Source organism: Pseudomonas sp. FW305-96, from assembly GCF_058783825.1.
This window is the reverse complement of sequence record NZ_JBYSYW010000002.1, coordinates 102,446-124,226: the sequence shown is the minus strand read 5'-3', so window position 1 is coordinate 124,226 and position 21,781 is coordinate 102,446. Positions and strand designations below refer to the sequence as shown.

General features: G+C 62.5%; 29 protein-coding genes. 1 reads left to right on the top strand and 28 read right to left on the bottom strand.

Going from position 1 to position 21,781, the window contains the following annotated elements; all coding sequences use genetic code 11:
- The first annotated feature begins 98 nt into the window (after nucleotides 1-98).
- Nucleotides 99-1,217, top strand: a complete 1,119-nt coding sequence (locus AC3WL2_RS01985; protein WP_094010100.1) for an LOG family protein — start codon at nucleotides 99-101, stop codon at nucleotides 1,215-1,217.
- 69 nt (nucleotides 1,218-1,286) lie between these two features.
- Here AC3WL2_RS01985 and recX read toward each other — a convergent pair whose 3' ends face one another.
- The 28 genes from recX to AC3WL2_RS01845 all read right to left on the bottom strand — a co-directional run bounded on the left by recX (nucleotide 1,287) and on the right by AC3WL2_RS01845 (nucleotide 21,767).
- A complete protein-coding gene (gene recX, locus AC3WL2_RS01980; protein ID WP_102681663.1) occupies nucleotides 1,287-1,757 on the bottom strand; it encodes a recombination regulator RecX in 471 nt (156 codons plus the stop codon).
- A 9-nt stretch (nucleotides 1,758-1,766) separates the two neighbouring features.
- Nucleotides 1,767-2,843 (bottom strand): recombinase RecA, encoded by a 1,077-nt coding sequence (recA, locus tag AC3WL2_RS01975; protein WP_028690616.1) that lies wholly within the window; start codon nucleotides 2,841-2,843, stop codon nucleotides 1,767-1,769.
- Between the two features lie 104 nt (nucleotides 2,844-2,947).
- Nucleotides 2,948-3,430 carry a CinA family protein gene (locus tag AC3WL2_RS01970; protein ID WP_102681662.1) on the bottom strand — a complete coding sequence of 161 codons (483 nt, stop codon included), beginning with the start codon at nucleotides 3,428-3,430 and terminating at the stop codon, nucleotides 2,948-2,950.
- Between the two features lie 59 nt (nucleotides 3,431-3,489).
- Nucleotides 3,490-3,951, bottom strand: a complete 462-nt coding sequence (locus AC3WL2_RS01965) for a lysis system i-spanin subunit Rz (RefSeq protein WP_102681727.1) — start codon at nucleotides 3,949-3,951, stop codon at nucleotides 3,490-3,492.
- Between the two features lie 32 nt (nucleotides 3,952-3,983).
- Nucleotides 3,984-4,535 (bottom strand): glycoside hydrolase family 19 protein, encoded by a 552-nt coding sequence (locus tag AC3WL2_RS01960; RefSeq protein ID WP_102681661.1) that lies wholly within the window; start codon nucleotides 4,533-4,535, stop codon nucleotides 3,984-3,986.
- Entirely contained in the window at nucleotides 4,522-4,731 is a 210-nt protein-coding gene (locus AC3WL2_RS01955) for a Com family DNA-binding transcriptional regulator (protein ID WP_102681660.1), read from the bottom strand. Before AC3WL2_RS01955 ends, AC3WL2_RS01960 begins: the two co-directional genes overlap by 14 nt.
- Before the next feature lie 92 nt (nucleotides 4,732-4,823).
- A complete protein-coding gene (locus AC3WL2_RS01950; protein ID WP_102681659.1) occupies nucleotides 4,824-5,858 on the bottom strand; it encodes a phage late control D family protein in 1,035 nt (344 codons plus the stop codon).
- Between the two features lie 16 nt (nucleotides 5,859-5,874).
- Nucleotides 5,875-6,081 (bottom strand): tail protein X, encoded by a 207-nt coding sequence (locus AC3WL2_RS01945; RefSeq protein WP_102681658.1) that lies wholly within the window; start codon nucleotides 6,079-6,081, stop codon nucleotides 5,875-5,877.
- On the bottom strand, nucleotides 6,056-6,901 hold the full coding sequence (locus AC3WL2_RS01940) for a phage tail protein (protein ID WP_102681657.1): 846 nt from the start codon (nucleotides 6,899-6,901) through the stop codon (nucleotides 6,056-6,058). The genes AC3WL2_RS01945 and AC3WL2_RS01940 overlap by 26 nt, the downstream gene beginning before the upstream one ends.
- A 9-nt stretch (nucleotides 6,902-6,910) precedes the next feature.
- A complete protein-coding gene (locus AC3WL2_RS01935; protein WP_102681656.1) occupies nucleotides 6,911-8,647 on the bottom strand; it encodes a hypothetical protein in 1,737 nt (578 codons plus the stop codon).
- 125 nt (nucleotides 8,648-8,772) lie between these two features.
- Nucleotides 8,773-9,075: a phage tail assembly protein gene (locus AC3WL2_RS01930; RefSeq protein ID WP_102681655.1), complete on the bottom strand. Its 303-nt coding sequence runs from the start codon at nucleotides 9,073-9,075 to the stop codon at nucleotides 8,773-8,775.
- Between the two features lie 12 nt (nucleotides 9,076-9,087).
- Entirely contained in the window at nucleotides 9,088-9,597 is a 510-nt protein-coding gene (locus tag AC3WL2_RS01925) for a phage major tail tube protein (protein ID WP_023628885.1), read from the bottom strand.
- Between the two features lie 13 nt (nucleotides 9,598-9,610).
- Nucleotides 9,611-10,777, bottom strand: coding sequence for a phage tail sheath subtilisin-like domain-containing protein (locus tag AC3WL2_RS01920; RefSeq protein WP_102681654.1), 1,167 nt, complete (start codon nucleotides 10,775-10,777; stop codon nucleotides 9,611-9,613).
- Between the two features lie 112 nt (nucleotides 10,778-10,889).
- The gene (locus tag AC3WL2_RS01915; protein WP_102681653.1) at nucleotides 10,890-11,441 is read right to left on the bottom strand and encodes a hypothetical protein; all 552 of its coding nucleotides are present in this window, start codon (nucleotides 11,439-11,441) and stop codon (nucleotides 10,890-10,892) included.
- Nucleotides 11,442-11,451: 10 nt separating this feature from the next.
- Nucleotides 11,452-13,188 carry a phage tail protein gene (locus AC3WL2_RS01910; protein ID WP_102681652.1) on the bottom strand — a complete coding sequence of 579 codons (1,737 nt, stop codon included), beginning with the start codon at nucleotides 13,186-13,188 and terminating at the stop codon, nucleotides 11,452-11,454.
- On the bottom strand, nucleotides 13,181-13,789 hold the full coding sequence (locus AC3WL2_RS01905; protein WP_102681651.1) for a phage tail protein I: 609 nt from the start codon (nucleotides 13,787-13,789) through the stop codon (nucleotides 13,181-13,183). The genes AC3WL2_RS01910 and AC3WL2_RS01905 overlap by 8 nt, the downstream gene beginning before the upstream one ends.
- A gap of 1 nt (nucleotide 13,790) precedes the next feature.
- Entirely contained in the window at nucleotides 13,791-14,672 is an 882-nt protein-coding gene (locus AC3WL2_RS01900) for a baseplate assembly protein (RefSeq protein WP_102681650.1), read from the bottom strand.
- Nucleotides 14,669-14,995, bottom strand: a complete 327-nt coding sequence (locus tag AC3WL2_RS01895) for a GPW/gp25 family protein (protein ID WP_102681649.1) — start codon at nucleotides 14,993-14,995, stop codon at nucleotides 14,669-14,671. Before AC3WL2_RS01895 ends, AC3WL2_RS01900 begins: the two co-directional genes overlap by 4 nt.
- Nucleotides 14,996-15,098: 103 nt before the next feature.
- Complete coding sequence (locus AC3WL2_RS01890; protein ID WP_102681648.1) at nucleotides 15,099-15,479, bottom strand: tail fiber assembly protein; 381 nt, start codon at nucleotides 15,477-15,479, stop codon at nucleotides 15,099-15,101.
- Nucleotides 15,480-15,491: 12 nt separating this feature from the next.
- Nucleotides 15,492-16,712: a pyocin knob domain-containing protein gene (locus tag AC3WL2_RS01885; protein ID WP_102681647.1), complete on the bottom strand. Its 1,221-nt coding sequence runs from the start codon at nucleotides 16,710-16,712 to the stop codon at nucleotides 15,492-15,494.
- A 189-nt stretch (nucleotides 16,713-16,901) separates the two neighbouring features.
- Nucleotides 16,902-17,459 (bottom strand): phage baseplate assembly protein V, encoded by a 558-nt coding sequence (locus AC3WL2_RS01880; protein WP_102681646.1) that lies wholly within the window; start codon nucleotides 17,457-17,459, stop codon nucleotides 16,902-16,904.
- Nucleotides 17,460-17,682: 223 nt separating this feature from the next.
- Nucleotides 17,683-18,414 carry a hypothetical protein gene (locus AC3WL2_RS01875; RefSeq protein WP_146022578.1) on the bottom strand — a complete coding sequence of 244 codons (732 nt, stop codon included), beginning with the start codon at nucleotides 18,412-18,414 and terminating at the stop codon, nucleotides 17,683-17,685.
- Nucleotides 18,415-18,826: 412 nt separating this feature from the next.
- Nucleotides 18,827-19,000, bottom strand: coding sequence for a hypothetical protein (locus tag AC3WL2_RS01870; RefSeq protein ID WP_158247493.1), 174 nt, complete (start codon nucleotides 18,998-19,000; stop codon nucleotides 18,827-18,829).
- A complete protein-coding gene (locus AC3WL2_RS01865; protein WP_102681726.1) occupies nucleotides 18,997-19,494 on the bottom strand; it encodes a hypothetical protein in 498 nt (165 codons plus the stop codon). Before AC3WL2_RS01865 ends, AC3WL2_RS01870 begins: the two co-directional genes overlap by 4 nt.
- A gap of 29 nt (nucleotides 19,495-19,523) precedes the next feature.
- A complete protein-coding gene (locus AC3WL2_RS01860; RefSeq protein WP_102681645.1) occupies nucleotides 19,524-20,066 on the bottom strand; it encodes a tail fiber assembly protein in 543 nt (180 codons plus the stop codon).
- Between the two features lie 2 nt (nucleotides 20,067-20,068).
- Nucleotides 20,069-20,680, bottom strand: a complete 612-nt coding sequence (locus AC3WL2_RS01855; RefSeq protein ID WP_102681644.1) for a hypothetical protein — start codon at nucleotides 20,678-20,680, stop codon at nucleotides 20,069-20,071.
- 86 nt (nucleotides 20,681-20,766) lie between these two features.
- Nucleotides 20,767-21,444 carry a hypothetical protein gene (locus tag AC3WL2_RS01850; RefSeq protein ID WP_102681643.1) on the bottom strand — a complete coding sequence of 226 codons (678 nt, stop codon included), beginning with the start codon at nucleotides 21,442-21,444 and terminating at the stop codon, nucleotides 20,767-20,769.
- The gene (locus tag AC3WL2_RS01845) at nucleotides 21,444-21,767 is read right to left on the bottom strand and encodes a hypothetical protein (protein ID WP_146022579.1); all 324 of its coding nucleotides are present in this window, start codon (nucleotides 21,765-21,767) and stop codon (nucleotides 21,444-21,446) included. The genes AC3WL2_RS01850 and AC3WL2_RS01845 overlap by 1 nt, the downstream gene beginning before the upstream one ends.
- Nucleotides 21,768-21,781: the final 14 nt, after the last annotated feature.

The following is a 21,781-nucleotide window of genomic DNA, read 5'->3' as shown; positions in this document are numbered from 1 at the left end:
GGCACACTCGAGCCACAGCAGCCAGCGACACACGCAGTGTCGCGGCCGGGACCTGCCATCGACCCGGTCAGAGGTTTTGCTGCAGAAGGAGACGTTGAATGCCTTACCAATCGAACGAGCTGCTGTTCAACCATTTCAGGGACCACGGCATCGACCTGAGCAAGATCGACGAGCAACTGCAACTGGTTGCCCCGAACAGCCCCAACCTGCCGCTGTACCGCGACATGCTGCTGACCGTGCTGCGCATGGCCCACGACGACCGCAACCGCTGGAACGCCAAGATCACCCTGCAGGCCCTGCGTGAACTCGACCATTCGTTCCGCACCCTCGAGCATTACAAGGGGCGACGCAAAGTTACCGTGTTCGGTTCGGCACGAACGCCGTTGGAGCACCCCATGTATGCGCTGGCCCGGGAGCTGGGCGCAACGCTGGCACGTTCCGACCTGATGGTGATCACCGGCGCCGGAGGCGGCATCATGGCTGCCGCCCACGAAGGCGCCGGCAGCGATCACAGCCTGGGTTTCAACATCACCTTGCCCTTCGAGCAACATGCCAATGCCACCGTCAATGGCACCGACAAGCTGCTGCCGTTCCATTTCTTCTTCATTCGCAAGCTGTTCTTCGTCAAGGAGGCCGATGCGCTGGTGCTCTGCCCGGGAGGCTTCGGCACCCTTGATGAGGCGCTGGAAGTACTCACCCTGATCCAGACCGGCAAGAGCCCGCTGGTTCCGGTGGTGCTGCTCGACTCGCCCGGCGGTAGTTTCTGGCAGGACGCCCTGGCCTTCATCAGCCGTCAACTGGAAGAAAACCGCTACATCCTGCCCAGCGACCTCAAGCTGGTGCGCCTGGTGCACAGTGCCGACGAGGCGGTGGAGGAAATCAACCAGTTCTACAGCAACTACCACTCCAGCCGATGGCTGAAGAACCAGTTCGTCATCCGCATGCACCACCCCTTGAGCGAGGCCGCGCTGCATGACGTGGAGGAAGGTTTTGCCGACCTGCGCCTGAGCGGCAGGTATCACCAGCAGCCTGACAGTGGCGCGGAGCACGAAGAAGGCAACTTCAGCCACCTGACACGCCTGACCTTTGCCTTCAACGGCCGTGACCAGGGTCGCCTGCGCGAACTGGTGGACTTCATCAACCTGTCGGAGAACTGGGCCAAACCCCAGCCAATGCACACCACCCAACGAGCCCGGGAAGCCCTGCGGGTGAACTGAACGCAAAATGGCCCACATGGCTGGCCCCGGTCGGGGTCAGCCATGTGGGCCATCAATGCTGGTCACGCTTCAATAATCGTCAAGATCGCGCCCGCTGAGCAGCCGACCGATCATTTCCATGGAAAACCCACGGTAGGCGAGAAAGCGCGTTTGCTGTGCGCGGCTGCGCGGGTCATGGGGGAGTTGCCCAGAGAACTTGCGCTGCCATACCTCCTTCAACCGCACCGCCCAGTCCACTTCGCTGTCACGCAGTGCCTGGTCGATATCGCCTCGGTCCAGACCTCGCTGGCCAAGCTCCTCACGGATACGCCCAGGGCCATAGCCTGAGCCGGAACGATAGCGTATGAAGCTTTCAAGATAGCGGGCCTCGCTGAGCAGCCCCTCCTCGGCAAGCCGATCAAGCGCGGGCTCGATCAACTCATCGGTAGCACCGCGTTGACGCAGCTTGCGGGTCAGCTCCACACGACCATGCTCGCGGCGTGCGAGCAGGTCCATGGCTGTCCGCCGAACGGCGACGGGGGTGTCGAGTACGACGGACATGGAGGCAGATCAATAACCGGCGTCGGCGTCAGCCAGATCATCGGCATCTGCTTCGGCGGCACCGGCCTTGGCGGCCGCTGCTGCAGCGGCGGCGGCACCGGCGGTCAGCAGCTTGTCGCGAATCTGCTTCTCGATCTCGCTACCAATGGCCGGGTTCTCTTGCAGGTACTTGGCGGCGTTGGCCTTGCCCTGACCGATCTTGTTGCCCTGGTAGCTGTACCAGGCACCGGATTTTTCAACCAGGCCCTGGGAAACACCCAGGTCGATGATTTCGCCGTTGCGGTAGATGCCCTTGCCGTAGAGGATCTGGAACTCGGCCTGGCGGAACGGCGGCGAGACCTTGTTCTTGACGATCTTGACGCGAGTTTCGCTACCGACCACCTCGTCACCTTCCTTGACCGCGCCGGTACGGCGAATGTCCAGGCGCACGGAGGCGTAGAACTTCAAGGCGTTACCGCCGGTGGTGGTTTCCGGGCTACCGAACATCACGCCGATCTTCATGCGGATCTGGTTGATGAAGATGACCAGGCAGTTGGCGTTCTTGATGTTACCGGTGATCTTGCGCAGCGCCTGGGACATCAGACGGGCCTGCAGGCCGACGTGCATGTCGCCCATCTCGCCTTCGATCTCGGCCTTGGGCACCAGCGCGGCCACGGAGTCGACGATGATCACGTCGACGGCGTTGGAGCGCACCAGCATGTCGGTGATTTCCAGGGCCTGCTCGCCGGTGTCTGGCTGCGAGACCAGCAGGTCGTCGACGTTGACGCCCAGCTTGCCAGCGTATTCAGGGTCGAGGGCGTGCTCAGCGTCGACGAAGGCGCAGGTGGCGCCGTTCTTCTGGGCTTCGGCGATGACCGACAGGGTCAGCGTGGTTTTACCCGAAGACTCCGGACCGTAGATCTCGACGATACGGCCTTTCGGCAGGCCGCCAATGCCCAGGGCGATGTCCAGGCCCAGCGAACCGGTGGAGATGGCGGGGATCGCCTGGCGCTCGTGGTCGCCCATGCGCATGACCGCGCCTTTGCCGAATTGGCGTTCGATCTGACCCAGGGCCGCAGCCAAGGCGCGCTTCTTGTTGTCGTCCATTGAAATCCTCACGTGTTCGACGTGGCCCTGACGGCCGGAATAACTGTATAAGTAGCCAGTATTATTCCACAGGGATTCGTTTCCGCAAACCCCCGTCGGGCGAATTACTCCGCACCAAGCTGTAACAAGCCGTCTAACGCGGCGATCACCGTCTGTCGGCGCACCGCTTCGCGGTCACCGTCGAAGTGTCGGCGCTCGCTGCTCACGTGGTCGCCGTCGGCCCAGGCCAGCCACACCGTGCCCACCGGCTTGGCGGCTGAACCGCCGTCGGGGCCGGCCACGCCGCTGACCGCGACCGCAAAGCGCGCGCCGCTGGCGGCCTGGGCGCCGCGCACCATGGCCTCGACCACCTCCTGGCTGACCGCGCCCACCTCGGCGAACAACACCCCGGGTACACCAAGCTGGCGGGTTTTCTGGGCATTCGAGTAGGTGACGTAGCCGGCCTCGAACCAGGCCGAACTGCCGGGGATGCGGGTGATAGCCTCGGCGATGCCGCCGCCGGTGCACGACTCGGCAGTGGTCACCTGGGCATTGAAGCGCCGCAGGTGTTCGCCCAGGCGGGTGGAGAGAACAGTGATCGGGTCCATGATGGGCTCCTGGCAAGACTGCGCCCTACCCTACCACTCCCGCCCCTTCTGGCAAGCGCTCAGGGGGCCAGGGCACGGATATAGGCCTGGCACGCCCGCAAGGCGATCAGTCCGCGGTCGCCGTCGTCGGTAATAGCGATAATTCGTCGAGCATGCGCCGGGTCAAGTCGGGCGCGTACGGAGCCATGATCCACGCTGGCGGCGCCGGTGGCGGCAGGCACTGGGGCACAGGCGGTGTCGCGCTCGACCAGGACCGACAGGCGCAGATCGGCAGTAGCAAGGCGGTCACGCAAGCGAGCCTGAGTGTGCTGGGCATCGGTCAACTCCTGGAAATGTTTGGTTTCGCTGTCGTGCAGGCGTTGTTCGAGGCCCTGGCGCTGCTCGCGCTCGGCCAGCAGCATGCCGTGCAGCGCCTCGGCCTGGTCCAGGCGCTGCTGCACCAGCGCTTGTTCCTGTGCGGCCAGCTGGCGACCAAGGCGCCAGCCCTGCGCCTGCCAGGCCACGGCAGCGGACAACACCATCAACCCAATGCACACCGCCAGTTGCAGGCGGCTCAGCACAGCACCTCCCGCGCCCGCGCCCACAGTTCGAGGCGTTCGGACAAGCCGTTCAGGCCACCGTTGATATGCCGGGTGATGCGGTTGAACTCGCCCTGGTCGGCCAGGGCGTTGAGCCCACGCGAGTGCCAGAACCAGGCCGCCGATTCGCAGGCCCAGCGCGGCTGCTCGAGCATCTGCGGTTGCGCCAGCAGGCGCTCGTCGCCAAACAGCGCACGGCTGCAGGCCTGGTAGTTGTTGCGCCCGGTCACCTGGATCAAGCCACGGCCGCAATAGCGCTGGCCGTCGCCGTCGGCTTCGGGCGTGTTGCCCAGGCGCAGGGCCAGGGTGCCGGTGTCGTAGCGGGCCAGGTACTTGTCGTTGCCCAGCTCCTTCACATAGCGCAATTGGCCGGACTCATGGCCGACCTGGGCCAGGAACGCGGCAACGCGCTTGGGGTGGTCGATCTCCCAGTTGGCCATGGCCGTGTTCAGCGCCGGCAAAAACGCGGCGACGCGTTGGCCGGCGAGTGGGTAGATCTGCTTGAGTTGCTGTTCAGTGAGCGACATCGGCGCATTCTCCATTGCGATCGGATCGAACGGCGGCCAGTGCCGCCAGTGGCTCGCTCATGGGCGATGGCTCGAAGCGCGTGGCTTTCACATGATTCAAGGTACGGCATCGGCCGCATTTGATCTGGAGCTCGGAAACCGGGGTGACGCGGGCCAGCAGCTTGTGGCACTGGCCACAACGAAGGTCGATGAACATATGACGATGATCCTGAAGCGGATTGAGTACCAACAGGCGACTATAGGAAGCGCGTTTGCCCGCAGGCACCGGGAAACCATCTCCACCCTGCCTCAGGCCTTGAGCGTCCCCGCCCGCCTGGGCGCGGAGCCCTTGGCCCTGGCCTTGCCCTGGCGACCGCCATTGCATTGCACGGTGGTACGCCAGCCGCTGCTGGTGAACACCTGCTCAACCGACTCGATCAGATAAAGGCCATCGAGCCCGGCAAGGAAACCCTGGACATCGATGGCGCGTTCGGCGAACAGATCGGTACGCCCAGGCATGTCCAGGCGCACGCTGGCGGTTTCGCGGTTGAAGCTGGCCAGGCGGGCACGGGCGGCCTGTTCCGCCGCCGCACGGTTGGGGTACAGGTGACGGTCGGTGTAGACCGGCTGCAGGCCGTCCGGGGCATCGCCATTGACCAGTTCCACCGCCTGCAGGCGCCCGCTGGCGCTGTCCTGGTGGCGGGTCCTGACGGCCTTGTGGGTGCTCTTGTCGGCCAGGCGGAACTGCCACTGGCTGACCTGGGTGCGTGTAATGCCCACCACGTCCAGAGGCTTGCCGCTGGCGCTGTGTCCACCCTGGCGCGGCAGCACCAGCAATTGCCCATTGGCGAGCTTGGCGGTGCAGTCGTGCTGGCGCGCCAGGCGGGTGACGAAGTTGAAGTCCGACTCGCTGTACTGGTCTACCCGCGGCACCTGCACGGCCACCGGGCACACCGCCTGCCATCCGTTGCGGGCGCCGATCTCGGCGACGATGCGCTGCAGCGTCGTGTTCTCCCAGCTGCCGCTGCGGATGGTCTTGCCGCTGCCGCGCAGGTCACTGGCCTTGCCGCGGATCACTAAGGTGTCTGGCGGGCCCGACAGCTCGACCTCATCGACGGTGTAGCGGCCCAGGCGGCTCAAAGGCTGGCCGGCGTAGCCCAGGTGCACCTCCAGCAACGCGCCCCTGGCCGGCAGCGCTACGTTGCCGTCACGGGCATCGATGCGCAGTTCGAATTCGTCCGACTCGAGGCCAGGTTTATCAGTGGTGCGCAGCAGCAGCAGACGGTCGTTGATCAGGTTGGTGATGTCGTTGCCGTCGGCGGTGATACGGAATTGGGGTTGCACGATTGAGGCTCCGATGTCAGTCCCACAGTTGCAAGGTTTCGCTGGTCGTCATCGGCAGTTCCGGCAACAGGATCCTCACCCCGGCTCGAAACGGCTGCGCCTCGTCCGCCAGCCCCTGGTTGGCATCCAGCACGGCCTCGACCGTGCCGGTCAGGTGGCCGTAATAGTGCTGGCAGAGGGTGTCGAGCAGGTCGCCCTCAGACGTTGTGCAGGTCTTGGCCATAGCTCACGAACTCCAGTGAAAACCCTTGTTTGCGCGGAATGCCGCCGGCCAGCAGGACGCTCTGCTCTTCCTCGATGCTGGTCAGGCACCAAGTGCCGAGCACCTCGCCGTAGCCAGTGGTCAACGACAGCGGCAGCAACTGGCGGCCAATGCTGCGCAGCGTCTGCAACTGGCCGAGGCCACCCTTGAAACCCGGGAAGATCGCCCCGCGAATGCTGATGGTCTCTTCACCCAGGCTCACAGCCTGCTGCGCGGTGTCGCGGCTTAGCCGCTCCTGGCCGGCCCAGCGGAAGCGGGTCTGCCGGCGCAACTGGTCGAAGGCGGCGGTATCGAGGTTGAAGTAGTACGGCGCTGAACCGGCCTTGAGTGGTTGCATCACCAGCAGGTGGGGGAATGGCTTGACCGCTTCGGCGGCTGGCGTCGCCTCGGGCGCGAAGCCCAGCGTCGACAGCACGCCGTTCACGGTCGAACGCACCTCCCCCACCACCCGGCGGATCGCTGCCCCGGCCTTGGCGGCATGGGCGGCAAAACCGTCGATGCGATCACGCACCTGACGTACCACCGCCACCGCCTGGTCGTACTTGGCCACCACCTTGGCGACCCTGGCCTGGGCATTGCTGATTGCACGCATCGTGCGTTGCAACTTGGCGCCGATGATCGGACCAACCACCGGCAAACCTTCCAGTTCTCCCACAGCGCCCTGTATATGGCCGATCGCGTCGTTCATCGGATCGAGCATGGCGTCGGCACGCCGACGCCCTGCCTCTCCCGCCTTGACCAGGGCGTGCAGCGTGGCTTGCAGCTGCTCCAGATAGGTCATGGATCCTCCTTAAAGTGCGATATGTGGGGTGTCGGCCAACTGCGCCGAACGAGCCTGGCGCATCAACTCTTCCAGCTGACGACGGGCGATGGCCTCCAGCTGTTGCAATACGGAAGGGTCATCGAGGCTGTTGCTGAAGGTGACCGGCATGTTGGCGGTGAAGGTGAACTGCTGGTTGATTGGCGCGGGTGGGACCGCTGGCGTTGCCGTCGCTACCGGCGGCGCGGGTAGCGGCGGCTGTGCTGCAGGGCTATCCATTGCCCGTACTGCCTCCCCCAGGCTCGGCTTGGCGGCAGGCTCTTCCTTGCCCGAACCCAGCGCCTTGCCCAGCCAGCCGCCAATGCTTTCACCTCCCATGCTGCCCAGCACGCCACCGATCAGGCCACCGATCGCGGTGCCAATCACCGGTACCACCGAGCCGATGGCAGCACCGGCCGCAGCACCGGCCAAACCGCCTCCCAGGCCACCAGCGGCGGTGCCATAACCCTCGAGTTTCTGCTCGGGCGAGGCATCGCTGTTGTAGGTCTCGGCAAGTTGCAGGCCGGTGTCGAGCAAGGCGGCGCCAGGGATGCGCCTGAACACTCGCCTTGCCGCCGAGGCGCTGGCATTGCCGGCCCCTGCCCTGCCCATCAGGCCAGTGAACGCAGTACCGGCGGGCCCAACCGCGCTGGCTGGTGGTGCAGTGGCTGGCGGGCTGTCCGGGACAGCTTCCTGAGCCTCGAAGTAGGCCGCCTCGTCCTCGGCTTCGTCGACCTCTTCTTCCTCCTCCTCTTCCTCCGGCTCCTCGACATCGTCACTGGCTTTAGGCATGCGCGTGACAGCGGCAGGAATCTTGGCCTTATCGGCAGGAGCATCGTTGGCGGCGGGCTTGTCGGAGAACAAGCCATGGAGCGCCTTGCCAGCCAGGCCGCCGAGACCTTCGCCGATCATCTCGCCGATCTCACCGCCGTACTTCTGGATCTGCTTGTTTTTGGTCAGGCCGCCCAGGAGCTCCGCGCCCAGATTGCCGAGTACGCCTCCAAGGGCTGCACCTACGGCCTCGGCCTTGTCCTCGCCCTTATCCTTGAGCATGGCCAAGCCAAGCTTGGTGACGCCCTTGGCCGCCGCCTTGCCACCGTTCTCCTTCAGGCCCTTGGTGATCTCGCTGCGTCTTTCCGGCGTTCGGCTTTGATAGTACGAACGTGCTCCCCAGGCAGCGCCAGCGGCGACACCGACAGTACCGGCACCTACCGCTCCAGCCTTGAGCACCGTCAAACCCGCATTCGCCGACTCCAGAGGCACACGCCCCTGCTCCGCACTGCGCGCCTCGGGCGGATCACCCCGGGCCGGCCGTGGCGCGGTGCTCGTCCCCTCCAGCAAGGCCGCCTTGCGCTGCGCCAACGTCGGAACTGCTGATTCCTTGGCGACGGCCGCACTCGAGGCCACCACCACCGAACGCAGTTCCAACGGTTTGCGTCCAAGTGACAGATACAGCCTGCGCAAGCGCTCGACCTCATTCCCCTCATGGCGCAATCGCTCGATCTGCGCCTCATGGGCTCCTGCCTGGTCGTTATCCAGCTGCCTTTCAGCCTGGCCCACCTTGTCCAGCTCGAGCCCCAGGCGGATGACCTCACCGATCAACCGCCCGAGCCGGGTACCGTCCGTTTGCTTGCGCAGGTGCTCGACCTGGGCACGCAAGCTGTCGACGGACCTGCCCAATGCCTGGTCGCTGGTGACGCCGAGGGTGAACACCTGTGTGTTCGCCATGGCTTCCTCCTTGTCACTCCGCCAACCACCAGACCATGTCGCTGAACGACATGGTCATGATTTCGCTGGCGGAAAAATTCAGCTCCTTGGCCAGCCGCCTGGCGGCGGCCTTCTGCCGGGCAGGGTCAAACCTCGTCGTCCTGCACCAGGCGAAAATAGCCGCTCTGCAGGCGGCTGTAGTCCTTCAGGGCCAAGCCTTCGAGGTCCTTGATGCCGACTTCGGCGAGCGAAGCGAACAGGTTCAGTTCGCGCTGCTCGTCGTCAATTGCGCCACCAGCCTGTGCGTTGCGGATGTCACGCACGGTCGGTGCGCGCAGCGACAGACTGTCGACCTGCACGCCATTGGCTTCGCAGGGACGCGACAGACGCACGGTCACGCGCTCGGCGTTGACGGTCAGCCATTGCGGCAGTTTCTTCGCTTGAGCCATCGAACGTTCTCCTTAAAGACCCAGGGCGGCGCGCTGGGCGGCCAGCTGGTCGACACCGTCGATTACCCGCTTCATGCCCAGGGCGTCGATTTCGTAGACCAGGCGGCCATCGACTTCGAGCTTGTAGTAGGTGACGGCGACGCTGTGCTTGATCTCGGCCTTGTCGCCGGACTTCCAGTCGCCCATGTCGATCTCTTTCAGCGAACCGCGCAGAGTGACGATGACCGGGTTGATCTTGCCCTTGAGGCCCTTGAAGGCGCCGCGGAAGGTGCCGTTGAAGGCGGTGCCGTCGGCCAGGCCGAAGAACTTCAGCGACTCGCGACGCACGCCGGTGGTGGTGAAGGCGGCTTCCTGCTTTTCCATGCCCTGGTCCATCTCGACCGGCATGTCCATGCCGCCGGGGCGGTGCTCTTCCATCTTCAGGGTGAGCTTGGGCAGGGTCAGGCTGGGCACGTCGCCCTGGAAGCTGACGCCATCGACGAACAGGTTCAGGTTGGCCAGTGTTTCGGGAATCATTGCCATGTAGGTGCGCTCCTTAAGCGACAGAATCGAGGACTTCGGTCAGCCACTGGTTGGTGACTTCGACGCGGAAATTTGGGTTTTCGGCAGGCGGCACATCGGTGAAGCGGATGTTCCAGTACACCTTGCCCTGCTCCAGCTGGCTGGCGGTGTTCAGCTCCGGATCGGCGAAGACCTCGAAGTTGATGATCGCGCCTTGGTTCTTCAGATCGCGCATGAAGGCCTGCAGGCCCTCGGTGACGTCCTTGACGTAGGTGGCGGTGATGGAGCGGTCGACAGCCCACTTGTGGCCGTAGAGGATCGCGTCCATGACGATGTCCATGGTCCGCACGCGGGTGACGAAGGCCCATTTCGGGTCGCTCGACAGGGTGCGGTTGCCCCACAGGCGGAAGCCGTCGTCGCGGATGATGGTGGCGATGTTGGCGTTGTTCAGCAGGTTGGCGCGGCAGGTGTCGTCGCCATCAAGGAACTCCACGGCGCGGGTGGTGCCGGTGATGCCGACGAACTCCTTGTTCGAAGGCGAGGCCCAGAAGCCGTACTCGCGATCGGTATAGGCAAACAGGCCGGCGACCCAGGCCGAACCCGGCGCGTCGACGGTAGCCTCTGCGGCGTTGTCCCAGTAGCGCACGCCCGGATCGACCAGAAAGGCACGCTTGGCGCCGAAATTCTTGGCGTAGGCGATGGCCGCTTCGTCGGTGGTGTTGGGGCCGTCGATGATGGCGATGGCGCGCAGTTTGTCGGCCAGGGCCACCAGCGCGGTACCGACGGCCTGGGTGGCGCTGTGCTTGGGGGTGACCAGCAGGCGCGGCTGGGCGTTGAAACGGCTCTTGCCGTCGAGCAGCGCCTGCAGGCCGGTGCGCTTGCCGTCGGCCAGCACGTTGCCGATGATCGCCGAGGTTTGCTCGGCGGTGTCTTCGAGCTTGGCCACGCCGCAGGCGACGATAACCGCCTTGGCACGGCTGTAGATGGCGCGGCAGGCCTTGGTGATCGCCGCGTCCTGGCCGAACGCCGCGACCGCTTCGCGCTCGCTGGTGATCAGCACCAGGTCATTGGCCTTGGCGGTGATGCCCGGGCCTTCGGTGAAAGTGTCGACCAGGCCGATGATCGAGGACGACGGCAGCGCGATGCTGCGGGCGCCGGTGTCGACGTTGGTCACGGTGACGCCGTGGAAGAATCCACTCATGTAGGTTTTCTCCAGATTCAGATATGAAAAAGCCCGGCGGGTGCGGGGCCTGGACGGGGTGGTTCAGGATGAACAACGCCCCAAATATGCGGGGTGTCTTGAAAGGCAGAAGTCACTTGGTTTCGGGACTGGTGATCAATTCGATTTCTCGCACCAAAGACTGATAGCGTTCGAATCGGGCTTCGCCATCGGCAATATCCAGCTCATGCTTGCGCATGCGCAATACCGCCAGAGCCTCCTGGTCCAACCGTTGCTGTTCGGCCTGCTGAATGATGAGGTCCGCAGCCTCGGTGCAGGTCAAGCCTGCAGAATCCGCGAAACTCTTGATCCAGATGCTGGCATCGCCTTGATAGCCGGCATCCTTGTATTGTCGGGCTGCATTCTCACGAGAACGATGCTCTTTTTCGAAGCGGCTCCAATTGGCATAAATCGAGGCCACCTGGTCATCGATGAACGCCTGTAGATCCGACACGCTCGGCCACTCAGCTTCTCTTTCCAAGATCACGGGCGGGCAGACACTAAAATCAAGAATCTTATATTCTGACTGCGCCTGAAGAAGCTTCTCATAAAGTTCCTGAGATATCTTCATTGCGCCCGAGGGAATATGCTGATGAACGTCATCATTGTAAAACGAGCGCTCACCCTTTACGACGAAGATTGACATCAAACTCTCCTCAGTAACCGATTGCACGCCACTGCACAGTGCGACCATCATAAACATTGGTATCACAGAAAGCTTGCCCATCAAACCCTGCGACACTTGGCTTCCCGATACTTACCGACTGTCTATCCTGACGATAATAAGACACTCGATCATAATCATCGATCGTCACACCAATACTGGCAACGACAGACAAACAACCATTTGGAAATCTAAGCGGAAATACCGTATCGATATTTGCCGAAGAAACATTCGCCGGCAGATAAATGCTCCCCCACTGTTCGATTAAGCCATTAGGACTCTTAGCCCATCCGTTCGCGGCAATTTGCGAGGCATAATCGGCAGTATTTGAAAGGCCACCGGCGATCACTGCATACGTGTGATCAGCATTACATACCAACATCAAAGGTGGTTCATTAGAACGGATCGTAATGGTGTCATATGCACGAGACCCAATTGCGATGTACCCCCCTGCCACAGCAGGTTTATGAACTGTAATGGTGCCATCCCCAGACCCAACGGAAAGGCAAAATACTGAACCAATCGGAATACCCGAGGAAGGTAGTACCACAGTACTACTCCATATCGGAGCACCGCCACCATTCATATAAACCATTCGCCCGACTTCAGACAGGGTCAAGGTTGAACCTGACGGAAACCCTGTGACATATGAGGGAAATGATAATCCCATTTCCTTGACGAACTGGGTGGTGGCCAAACGAGTCGAAATATCCCCCCTCACAGGTGTCGTGGCGGTAGGGGCACCGGTAAATGCAGGGCTGGCAAGCGGAGCCTTGAGCGCTAGCACAGCATCTACCTGGCTCCTTGTATAGACATCAGTCAGCCCGTATCCGGCTACCGTGGTTGGATTGGTCGCGGTAACTACTCGCCCGTACTTGTCTACCGTGACACTACGATAAGTCCCTGCCGACACACCGCTACGACCGAAGGCCATTTCATAGTTCTGAGCACTGACACCCAAGGTCGTCGCTCCATCGCTGACCAACTGCCAAGCGCTATCGCCATTAGCCGTGCCCTTCTCGACCAGCACCAGTAGGCCAGGTGTGACCTTGGCATCGCTGTCGGCATCGCTGCAGCGCGTCCATGCGCCTGCGCCCACCAAGTAGATACCATTGTCCTTGGCCGCCGTCTGATCCTTGACCAGCACCCGGGTCCCCGCCTGCAGTGCAACTCCATCGATGGTCTGCAGCCCACTCAAGGTAATCGCCGCTGTGGTCGCGACCTGCACCGAATGCTTGAAGTCCTGCCGCGCCAATTCCTCGATGACCCACTCACGAGTAGCCAGGACCACAGCCGGATCGATCTTAAGCTGCACATTGCTGGCACTGCTGACGATCAGATTCATGCGCACCACTTGGGTACGCCCGGAGCCCTGGCTGAGCAACGGTTTGTAGGTCGGCGCGCAGTTGGCCACGGCAACCATGTCGCCATCGGCGTCGTACAGCGCGATCTCGCGGATCCACTTGCCGCCGACATCCGCCGGAATGACCTGCTCGGCGACGATGATCGCGCTGTTCTTGTCGTCCACCTTCAGCTGGTTCAGCGGCGCCCGGCGCCATTCGTTGATCAGGCTGGTCTGGGTGGCGTTGGGGGTGGGGTCGGCGCCGTTGGCGTCGCCCACGCCCATCTGGGTGATTTTCCACGGGATGCCCAAGGCATCCGCGTTGGCCTGTTTCGCCGCGCCCACGTTGGTGAGGATGGCGTAGAACTGGGAATTCTGGTCAACCATGTGCAATGTCCAAGGTATCGATTGTGTGTTCCCGGCCGCCGCGACCAATGGCGCCACTGACGATCAGGTCAGGAGGTGCCGGCGGGTAGACGTCGAGTTCATCGCCGTCCTGCAGCGCGCAGCCGAAATAGAGACCGCCACGGCTTTCGAGACTGATCGCCAGACCGGTCATGTGGCGGCTGACCGGCCGGGCGTCGTCGATCAGCGACGACAGTTCGTTGTAGGTTTCCTCGCTGATGCCGGTGTCGGTCACCCCGACCTTCAGCGCAAAGGTCCCCGGCACCCCGGCCGGCTGGGCCTGCCACCATTCCTGCACCTCGATCAGGTAGCCGAACGGTTCAACCACCCGCCGCAGGGCGCCGAGGGTGCCCTTGTGGGCGTGGACGAAGAACGCCGAGCGGATCACCGAGCGCTTGATCGCCTCGCTCCAGCTGTCGTCCCAGCGGTCCACCGACCAGGCCCAGGCCAGCTGGTAGAGCAGGTGCGCCGGGCAGGTGTCGGGGTTGTAGAGGGTGCGCAAGGCGGCCTTGAGGTCTTCGTCGGCGGCCACCTCGATGGCCCGCTCCAGTGGCGTGCGGTTGAGCGGCAGAAGACTCTGCATGTCAGCCACCCCGCCGCAGTTCGATTTCCGTACACCAGGCGGCCTGGGCCTTGCTCGGGCGGATATCGCTCCAACCGACCAGCTCGACACGGCTCACGCCGTCGATATGCAGTTGCGCGTCGATCCCCGAACGGGCGACCTCGACGCCCAGGCGTCGGCGCGGGTTGACCCAAGCCTGGAGACGGCGTCGGCACTCGCTGAGGATCGCCTCGAACTCCGGGCCGTTATCGGCCATGTGCAGCACCGCCTCGACGCGGTATGGCAACACCTCGGCGCTGCGCACATTGACCCGGTCGGCGACCGGGCGGATATCGTCGTCGTTGAGGTAGGCGTTGACCTGCGCCAGCAGCTCTGGGCTGGCCACGCCGTCGCTGTCCAGGCTCAGCACAGTGACATCCACCACGGCCGGCGACGGGCTTTCGGCGGTCGCGTCGGCGACCCGCCCCGAAGCGTTGCGGGCATGGAGGATGTAGCTGTTGCGCGGGCCGGCGGTGGTCAGGCCTTCGTAGACCAGCTGCACCCGTTCGCGCAGGGCGTCGTCGGATTCGAGCACGGCCTCGGTCGGAGGGATCGTGCTCGGGTTCGCGACCTGGATCACCAGGCGCTGCAGGTTGACGTTGGCCGCCAGTTGGTCGAGGTCGCTGCCTTGGGCGTAGGCCAGCAGCAGCGCCTTGGCCGCGTCGTTGATGCGCGCTCGGTTGAGCAGCTTGCGGTAGGCGCCCACTTCGAGCAGCTTGGTCACCGGGTCGCTTTCCAGGTTGGCGGTCCAACCTTCCCCCATCTGGGTGCGGAAGCTGGTCAGGTCTTCCTGGTAGAGCACCTCGAAATCGAGATCTTCGAGCAGTTGCGGCGCGGGCAGTTTCGACAGGTCGACCTGGCTCATACAGTTACCTCCACCAGGGCGTCATCGCCCAGGTAACGGCCGCTCAGGGCCAGGCTGACCTGGCCGTCGAGCACGGCCACCACCTTGACCCGCTCCAGTTGCAGGCGCGGTTCCCAGCGCCCCAGGGCGCGGGCCACCTCGGCCTGCACCGCGCTCTTCCAGCCTTCGTTGACCGGCAGGTCGACGTAGCGGCGCAGCTGGCTGCCGTAGTCAGGGCGCATGCGCCGGCTGCCCAGTGGTGTGGTGAGGATGTCTTCGATGGATTGACGCAGGTGGGCGACGCTCGACAGTGGCTGGCCGGTGCGGCGATCCATGCCGATCATGGGGCACCTCTAGTCCCATGCTCATCCAATGCGCGGATATGCATGACGTTCTCCTGATATGAAAAAGCCCACGAGCGTGGGCTTGGGATTCGACTCGACAGGGTCAGGACGGCAGCGCTGGCCAGTCGATCGCGGCAGGGTAGCCTGGCTGCTCTAACACACGGTTCAACGCGATGCGGTAGCGCTTCCATGCTTGCAATCGAACGGCCTCGGCCTCGTGGGCGTCATCCAGCTCGACGGCATCTTGTAGCGGAGCGATGGCGGCGTCGGCAAGGCTGCGTAGACGCGCGATTTCAGCCTGCGCAGTACTGACAGGATCGGGCGTCAACAGCCTTTGGTAGTACGCTTGGACTTCGGCTTCGGTCAGCGGAACCAGTGCGTTTTCGATATACGCATCCTGTGTGCCATCAACCTTGAAGGCATGGATCATCGCCAGGCCATCCCATGGCTCGTCACGGTAATACTTCATGTGCGGATCAAACATTTCGACCTCCTGTCATCGCATTTCGAACCAACTGTTGAGTGGCCCCGGGTTGTTGCCAACGAACAAACCATACGCCGCGCCCGCCGGGACAATGATGGCGCCACTGTCGATGTACTGACCTGCTGCGCCGCTGTAGGACCCGGTGAGGGTGACGCCACCGACGACCCACTGCAGGTATGAGTTGACCTGGGTGGCAGGACCAACCAGTGCCTTGACCTGGATGGGTCGTCCGCTGTCGTTCACATAGGAGGTGTTGAGTGCCCGGGCGGTCGCTTGCCAGCCCTGCCCCACGGTCCCTATCGGCGTGGTATTGACCCATGCCGTCCAGACGCCCCCAATTACCCGGCGCATGGCCGTGAATTCATTGGTGACCGACCAGGCGACCTGCACGCATTCACTGTTGGCCACTCGCCACATGGTGCGCACTACGCCATAGGCAATGAAAGCGGGTCGGTTGACCGTGGTATCGACGAACTGACAATCACGGTTGTATTCGAAGTTCAGGTTACTGGAAACACTCAGCCGAGTGGTCGGGGCACACTTCTCATACCAGCTGGTCCATTTGCCATTGATCAGCATTCGCTGGTAGAGGCTGCTGTCGTTGTAAGCGGTGAACGTCTGCATTGAGTAGCTACCTGCCACCGAACAGACACGCAGGTAACCGTTGGTATTGAATGGCAGGACACCAAGGCTTTTGCCTTCGACGTAGTAGTCTCCGGTGGAGCGCAGCGCATCGATGTCACCCTCCACCACGCCTGGGGTGAAGCCGCCAATGGCGAAATCCCCGACCTTCAACACACGGCCAGTGGTGGAGTCGCCAGTGGACGTGGTCAGTGCCGCGAAGGCCGCTGTACCCAGGTCGGACGAAGCAGGGGTTGAACGCCAATCGGTCCAGGCCTGGATATTGGCATTGAAGCCTCGACTCGCCGACTTGCCGGTCATGGGATCCAGCGCGATCTGCACAATGAACCCAACGGCTGTCTGTGCCACACAGACCACTGGGTAGGTTATCCCTGGCGGAAGGTGCGCCGTTGTTCCACTCAGCGCGCTGTACCAACCTGGGTTGATCGCCTGGTTGAGGTCGGAAATATCCCGGGTAGGCGAAATGGGCGCTGTCAGCCCCATGTCGTCCATCATCTTGAAGTTGTTGTTGATCCGCATGAATGCGGTGCGCAGAACGTCACCGTCCGCGCCGCTGGGAGGGGTTCCCAGCTTGATCGAATCGAGTGGCATATGACCTCTTAGTATCCTGTTAAGTCCAGAACCAATCCGTTGTTGAAGGCCGCAACCGAACCCTGGTTACTGCCCAATCCTGGCCCTGCGAAGACGGTGATGCCCGGCTGTATGGCCCACGCCGCCAACCCGGTCAGGTCTCACGACAAAGTGGTGCCGCTGACCGTGGCGCGCTCGCAGCACAATGGATCAATGCTTGTGATTGGCGGTGTTGCCGGCTGTGTCGATGATGCGCCCGCCGCCATTGATGTCGCCGCTGACCAACAGCGGGCCGTTGACCATGACCTTGCCGGTCAGGGTGATGGCACTGGCGTCAAGGCTGATCGCATTGTCGCTGACCAACAGGGTGCTGGTGCCGACCTGGACACGCGCGTTGCCGGTGGGCAGCTGGATGTCGTAGCGCCCGGCCTGCCAGTCATAGCTCAGCGAACCGCCGTCGGCGAAACGCCAGACTTCCACATGGTCACGGTCATCCGGTGCGCTGCCGGCATTGCCATACAGGCCAGGCACAAAGGTGCCTTGCGCCGGCTCGCCGCTGGGGCTGAGCAGCACACCCTGCTCGCCCAGGCTCGGTGCCCGCCAGTGGCGGGCCTTGCCGGCGGCCTGGCTATGCCAGCGCACCCAGGCGCTGGTCCAGTCGCCGTCGCTTACCCGCACCCGGGCCGCGGCCAAGTCCACCGCCACCACCGAGCAGGGAATCACCAGGCACGCCAGCATGCGGTCATGCATCGCCGTGGCGTAGCTCATGCCTGATCCTCCGGCGCCCAATAGGCCAGCTGCTTTTCGGGGCCGGTGCCTGGGTCGAGCCCCAACATCAGGCTGCCAAGAGACTGATTGGACCAACCCCAACGTGGCTCGCCGCCGCTGGTCATGCGCAAGTTTGTCTTTGTGAATGCTGTGCGTGCGTCATCACCGTCTGCGCCCTCCGGGGCAGTGCCAAACTCTAAGCTTTGTTGAGCCATTCGTCCCCCTAATATCCAGTAACATCCAAAATCAAGCCGCTATTAAATGGACTAATAGCCCCTGACGACCCGGGCCGAGCAGTTATCGGACCACCAAATTGCTGAATTACTCTGTTCGACAGCGTGAAAGTGTTATCCGTGGGGGTAATACATTGACATTGCCAGTACCTTATAATTGCCACCGGCTGCGCTGAGGTTCCCACACCCTGAATGAAATGCCCGGTACTCTGCACGCCCATGCATACAGCCAACTTCCTACCGGAGGGCGCTGAACCGGAATAAGTAGGGACAGTCGGTGGATTACCCACGTCAGACACGACCAGATCAACAGAATACGAACTCAAAACTTTCATGTAGTTATTATTACTATTGAACACCTCAGTGCCTGCGGAGCCCCACACCTGCAAACCAACATTTCCAGGGCGGACTCCAAACTCCACTTGGTCAAAAATAAAATATTCGACGGTAGCTCCCACATGATTCGGCAAACCAAACACATTAAACCCGGTATCTGTTGTTAGATAGCACACGTTCACCGGGGATCTGAGCGCTAAAACCGGCTGCCTTGCACTTACAGGATAATTGATCGTCGCGTAAGCGGCCTGTTGATACGGATTTATTCCCGTAAAGTTCGGCCGATTCAAGACTACGGTACCCTTCTGAGTCAATACCATGCTTTTGAAGCATTCATCAATTTGAAGGGTGCCGCTAGCATTTAGTATTTGAAGCCCGGCAGGCATCAGTACACTCCATACACAATAGTGCCCGGAAGAATCGCCCACTCAGGCAGCCCCGGAAAGTCCCAACTAAGCACAGTTCCGCTTATATCCACCCTTACTGTCCGTTTTCCGGAAGCGTCTGCTGAAACGTTGCGTTGCTGCACAAAGGCCCAGCCGGTGCCATATACCCCAAAAGCCGGGACCTGAATACTGCCAGCGCTAGAGCCAGAGTAGATCTGGCCAATGACTCGGGTAAGACGATCAGTGATATCGACCGTCGTTAAACCCGTGACATTAAACACCTGAAGCCCTTGTGACATATCAACTCCAAATACCGAGGCGCACGTGCATGCGCGTCGCATCATATGCGGTGACACGTTGATGGGTGATATTCATTCCTGCCTATCCTGGCTGAACAATATTCATCTCAAATTCATTGATCATGAAGTTGATCCCAATACCCTGTTGCCCTGCGATGTGGTTCGAACTTTTCAGTTCCCCCAGTGATGATGTCTGCCTGGATAACGATCGCGCTGTTCATGAAACCTGCCGTGGCCAATACGTTGACCTCAAGCTCCACCAACGCGCTCGCCGTGGCGTAGCTCATGACAGATCCACTGGCGCCCAATAAGCCTGCTGCTTGCCCGGACCGGTGTCTGGGTCAAGCCCCAGCATCAGGCTGCCAGGAGGCTGATCGGGCCAGTCCCAGCGCGGCTCGCCGAACAGGATTGGCTGTTCCCAGCGCACCTTCCAGCCGGCGCCGTCGTACTGCGCTTGAACATTGCGGCAGGCTTCGACGAAGTCCAGCCCCCACAGTTGCTGACGCAGCAGGTCCATCAGCTGCGCGGCCAACTCGCTGCCCTGCAGCCGCGCCTCGGGTTGGGTCGGATCCAGGGTGATGTCGGCCTCGAAGGTGGCAAGCAATACCGAGCGGCCATCGCGTGGTGAGCCGTCGGCAATCATGCGCAAGATGCCATGGCGCAGGGCGGGCAGCGCGGGCATTGTGTCGGTGCGGTCCTGGCCGTCGACTGAGGCCAGCGCCGGCAGCGCTTCGCGCACCCTGGCAGTCAGCGTCGCACTGAGTATGGAGAGCTCGCTCATGGGCGATTCCTCATGCAGGAAAGTGGCGATCATTGCGGTGCGGTTGGCCACTCGAGGGTTTCAGGAAAACCGTCCTGGTCGGCCAGGCGGTTGAGCGCCACGCGGTAGCGCTTCCAGGCCCTGAGGTTGTCCAGTTCCAGAGCGCTGGCCTCTTCCAGGTCAACGGCATCCTGCAGGGGGGCAATGACTTGATCGGCCTGGGCGCGCCGTTTGGCGATCTCGCGCAGGGCAGCGGCCAGTGGATCGGGCTGGGGTTCCGGTAGCGGCTCGAGCGGTAACGCCTCGACCGCCACGTGCAAGGTCAGGCTGTGCTGCAGATCGCTGGCGACACCGTCGCGGCTGACGCTGATCTCCAGGATTGGCGCGACATGTCGGATACGCACCTCGACACCGGCATCCAGCGGGTTGATCACATAGCCCCAGCCCTCAGGCGGCGGCGCCATGCCGAGGGTGCCTTGCACCCGGTATTCACCGATGCCGGCCTTGTGGCTGCTGATCGTGTTGCGCCCCAGGGAGGTCACGTCGATGACCTCGCCGGTCGGGCCGTTGAGATTGATTGCGGCTCGGGTCATGGTCAGATCGCCTTGAGGGTGCCGTCTGCGGCACGGGTGGTATTGCCGGTGTGGTAGATGACATTGAAGGTCGCCGTGGCGAAGCTGCCCGATCGCAGCACCAGGCGGGCCTCAGGCGCCTGTCCGAAGAACAGCTGCCCGCCACGGAATTCGCCTTCGCTGTAGGGCACCGTGAGCACCGAGCCGTAGCTGATGCCGGTGGCCCCGACGTACTGGGTGTTGGGTGTGATCAGCGAGAAACCACCCTCCATGCGGTTGATCGAGTCGCTGTAGGGAGACGACTTGCCACCCACGCCAAACGCCCCGACCTCCAACAGGTTGCCTGCCGCCTGCCCGACGTTACGAGTCGCGGCGGTGCCCAGGCCCAAGGCCGCGCGGGCCTCGACGGCATTCTTGCCACCAGTGCCTCCCTGGGCGAGGGTCAGGGGCGTGACCAGACCGGTCAACGCCTTGATATCAGCGTTGTTGCCCGCCGCGGCCTTGGTGGTCTGCAGGTTGGCATCGGCTTGGTAGAGTTCGTCGAAATTGGCGACGGCCTTGACCCAGGCGGAGCGCTGGGTGTCGCCGCCGGTACCGCCGGGGGCGGTACCGAGGTTGATAGTCTGCTTGGCCATGTGTATTTCCATGCTGGGCCGTTCGCCAGCCGCTGGCTGGCGCTACGGGTAGAAGAAAGGTTGTCGCCGGGGAACCCGCGCTATCGTCAGTAGCCAGAAACGCTTGCGATGATCAGGGGCGCCATGGGGCCGGGTTCAGGGTCTGGCATGCTCGCATTGGGCTCCAGAAACATTTCGTCGGACCAGTTGCTGTCCTCGATGACCGCCAGGCGACGTCCCAGGCTGACCCTGCCGTGATCGACACGGATCATGTCGCGCTGGACAAAGGTCGTGGTGTGGAATGGCGGGACCAGGTAGTAACGGCGGTAGTACGCCAGCCCGGCGGCATAGGTGTTGCCAGGCACCACCGGGAAATCCAACCCGGCCTTGGTCACCGGCCCGGCATAGGCGATGCGCAAGGTCTTGTGGCTGGAGTCATAGAGCAATTCACCGGTTGCCGAATAACTCTGCAACCCCCACTTGCTAGGCATGATCGGCGCCTTGGCGAACACATAGATCGTGATCACCGTGGGGTTGAAGCAGGCGAACCGCACCACATCCTTGTGCCCCAGCCCGTACTCCACCGAGATGTACTGGCCCTGGGTATCCCCCAGCAACAGCACACCGTGAGCGGGCAAGGTCACGTCGGCACCGGCCATCAGTGTCCGGTTGAACGGATCGAATCCTGCAACCAGTGCAACCGTACGCTTGTGCACCAGGCTGAGTACCGGATTGTTGCCCGTCAGTTGAATGTGATTGCCCTCGGCAAAGACTTCCAGCCCCATCAGAACACCCCATAGATAATTTTCACCGAAACGCTGTAGCCGTACTGCGCATAGGCGCCCGTATAGCGGAACGCCGGAAAGCTCCAGCTGAGCGTTTGCCCCTGGAGCTTGACCACCGGATAGATCAGCTCATACGGCAGCTGAAAGTTCGGTGGCCGTGACGGCAACACCTCGGGGTGGAAGAAATAGAACGGCTCGCCACGCGCCAGCTCCGGCACGATCAGGCTCCCTGCACGGGTCCCGGTCACTACCGAGCCGAGCAGGGTGCCCAGTCGGTTGCTGGTGTCCAGGTTCGGGCTTGCGTCTTCATTCCAGGTTTGCAACCCGAGCTTCATCC

Excerpts from the sequence above, each read along its gene's own strand:
- AC3WL2_RS01965 (WP_102681727.1), bottom strand. The coding sequence starts at position 3,951 with ATGGTGTTGTCCGCTGCCGTGGCCTGGCAGGCGCAGGGCTGGCGCCTT.
- AC3WL2_RS01960 (WP_102681661.1), bottom strand. The coding sequence starts at position 4,535 with ATGTCGCTCACTGAACAGCAACTCAAGCAGATCTACCCACTCGCCGGC.
- AC3WL2_RS01880 (WP_102681646.1), bottom strand. The coding sequence starts at position 17,459 with ATGAGCTACGCCACGGCGATGCATGACCGCATGCTGGCGTGCCTGGTG.
- AC3WL2_RS01895 (WP_102681649.1), bottom strand. The coding sequence starts at position 14,995 with ATGATCGGCATGGATCGCCGCACCGGCCAGCCACTGTCGAGCGTCGCC.
- AC3WL2_RS01985 (WP_094010100.1), top strand. The coding sequence starts at position 99 with ATGCCTTACCAATCGAACGAGCTGCTGTTCAACCATTTCAGGGACCAC.
- AC3WL2_RS01860 (WP_102681645.1), bottom strand. The coding sequence starts at position 20,066 with ATGACCCGAGCCGCAATCAATCTCAACGGCCCGACCGGCGAGGTCATC.
- AC3WL2_RS01920 (WP_102681654.1), bottom strand. The coding sequence starts at position 10,777 with ATGAGTGGATTCTTCCACGGCGTCACCGTGACCAACGTCGACACCGGC.
- AC3WL2_RS01910 (WP_102681652.1), bottom strand. The coding sequence starts at position 13,188 with ATGGTTGACCAGAATTCCCAGTTCTACGCCATCCTCACCAACGTGGGC.
- AC3WL2_RS01970 (WP_102681662.1), bottom strand. The coding sequence starts at position 3,430 with ATGGACCCGATCACTGTTCTCTCCACCCGCCTGGGCGAACACCTGCGG.
- AC3WL2_RS01915 (WP_102681653.1), bottom strand. The coding sequence starts at position 11,441 with ATGTCAATCTTCGTCGTAAAGGGTGAGCGCTCGTTTTACAATGATGAC.
- AC3WL2_RS01940 (WP_102681657.1), bottom strand. The coding sequence starts at position 6,901 with ATGACCTATCTGGAGCAGCTGCAAGCCACGCTGCACGCCCTGGTCAAG.
- AC3WL2_RS01865 (WP_102681726.1), bottom strand. The coding sequence starts at position 19,494 with ATGAGCGAGCTCTCCATACTCAGTGCGACGCTGACTGCCAGGGTGCGC.
- AC3WL2_RS01955 (WP_102681660.1), bottom strand. The coding sequence starts at position 4,731 with ATGTTCATCGACCTTCGTTGTGGCCAGTGCCACAAGCTGCTGGCCCGC.
- AC3WL2_RS01905 (WP_102681651.1), bottom strand. The coding sequence starts at position 13,789 with ATGCAGAGTCTTCTGCCGCTCAACCGCACGCCACTGGAGCGGGCCATC.
- AC3WL2_RS01900 (WP_102681650.1), bottom strand. The coding sequence starts at position 14,672 with ATGAGCCAGGTCGACCTGTCGAAACTGCCCGCGCCGCAACTGCTCGAA.
- AC3WL2_RS01930 (WP_102681655.1), bottom strand. The coding sequence starts at position 9,075 with ATGGCTCAAGCGAAGAAACTGCCGCAATGGCTGACCGTCAACGCCGAG.
- AC3WL2_RS01885 (WP_102681647.1), bottom strand. The coding sequence starts at position 16,712 with ATGCCACTCGATTCGATCAAGCTGGGAACCCCTCCCAGCGGCGCGGAC.
- AC3WL2_RS01875 (WP_146022578.1), bottom strand. The coding sequence starts at position 18,414 with ATGCCTGCCGGGCTTCAAATACTAAATGCTAGCGGCACCCTTCAAATT.
- recX (WP_102681663.1), bottom strand. The coding sequence starts at position 1,757 with ATGTCCGTCGTACTCGACACCCCCGTCGCCGTTCGGCGGACAGCCATG.
- recA (WP_028690616.1), bottom strand. The coding sequence starts at position 2,843 with ATGGACGACAACAAGAAGCGCGCCTTGGCTGCGGCCCTGGGTCAGATC.
- AC3WL2_RS01945 (WP_102681658.1), bottom strand. The coding sequence starts at position 6,081 with ATGGCCAAGACCTGCACAACGTCTGAGGGCGACCTGCTCGACACCCTC.
- AC3WL2_RS01855 (WP_102681644.1), bottom strand. The coding sequence starts at position 20,680 with ATGGCCAAGCAGACTATCAACCTCGGTACCGCCCCCGGCGGTACCGGC.
- AC3WL2_RS01870 (WP_158247493.1), bottom strand. The coding sequence starts at position 19,000 with ATGAGCTACGCCACGGCGAGCGCGTTGGTGGAGCTTGAGGTCAACGTA.
- AC3WL2_RS01935 (WP_102681656.1), bottom strand. The coding sequence starts at position 8,647 with ATGGCGAACACACAGGTGTTCACCCTCGGCGTCACCAGCGACCAGGCA.
- AC3WL2_RS01890 (WP_102681648.1), bottom strand. The coding sequence starts at position 15,479 with ATGTTTGATCCGCACATGAAGTATTACCGTGACGAGCCATGGGATGGC.
- AC3WL2_RS01850 (WP_102681643.1), bottom strand. The coding sequence starts at position 21,444 with ATGGGGCTGGAAGTCTTTGCCGAGGGCAATCACATTCAACTGACGGGC.
- AC3WL2_RS01925 (WP_023628885.1), bottom strand. The coding sequence starts at position 9,597 with ATGGCAATGATTCCCGAAACACTGGCCAACCTGAACCTGTTCGTCGAT.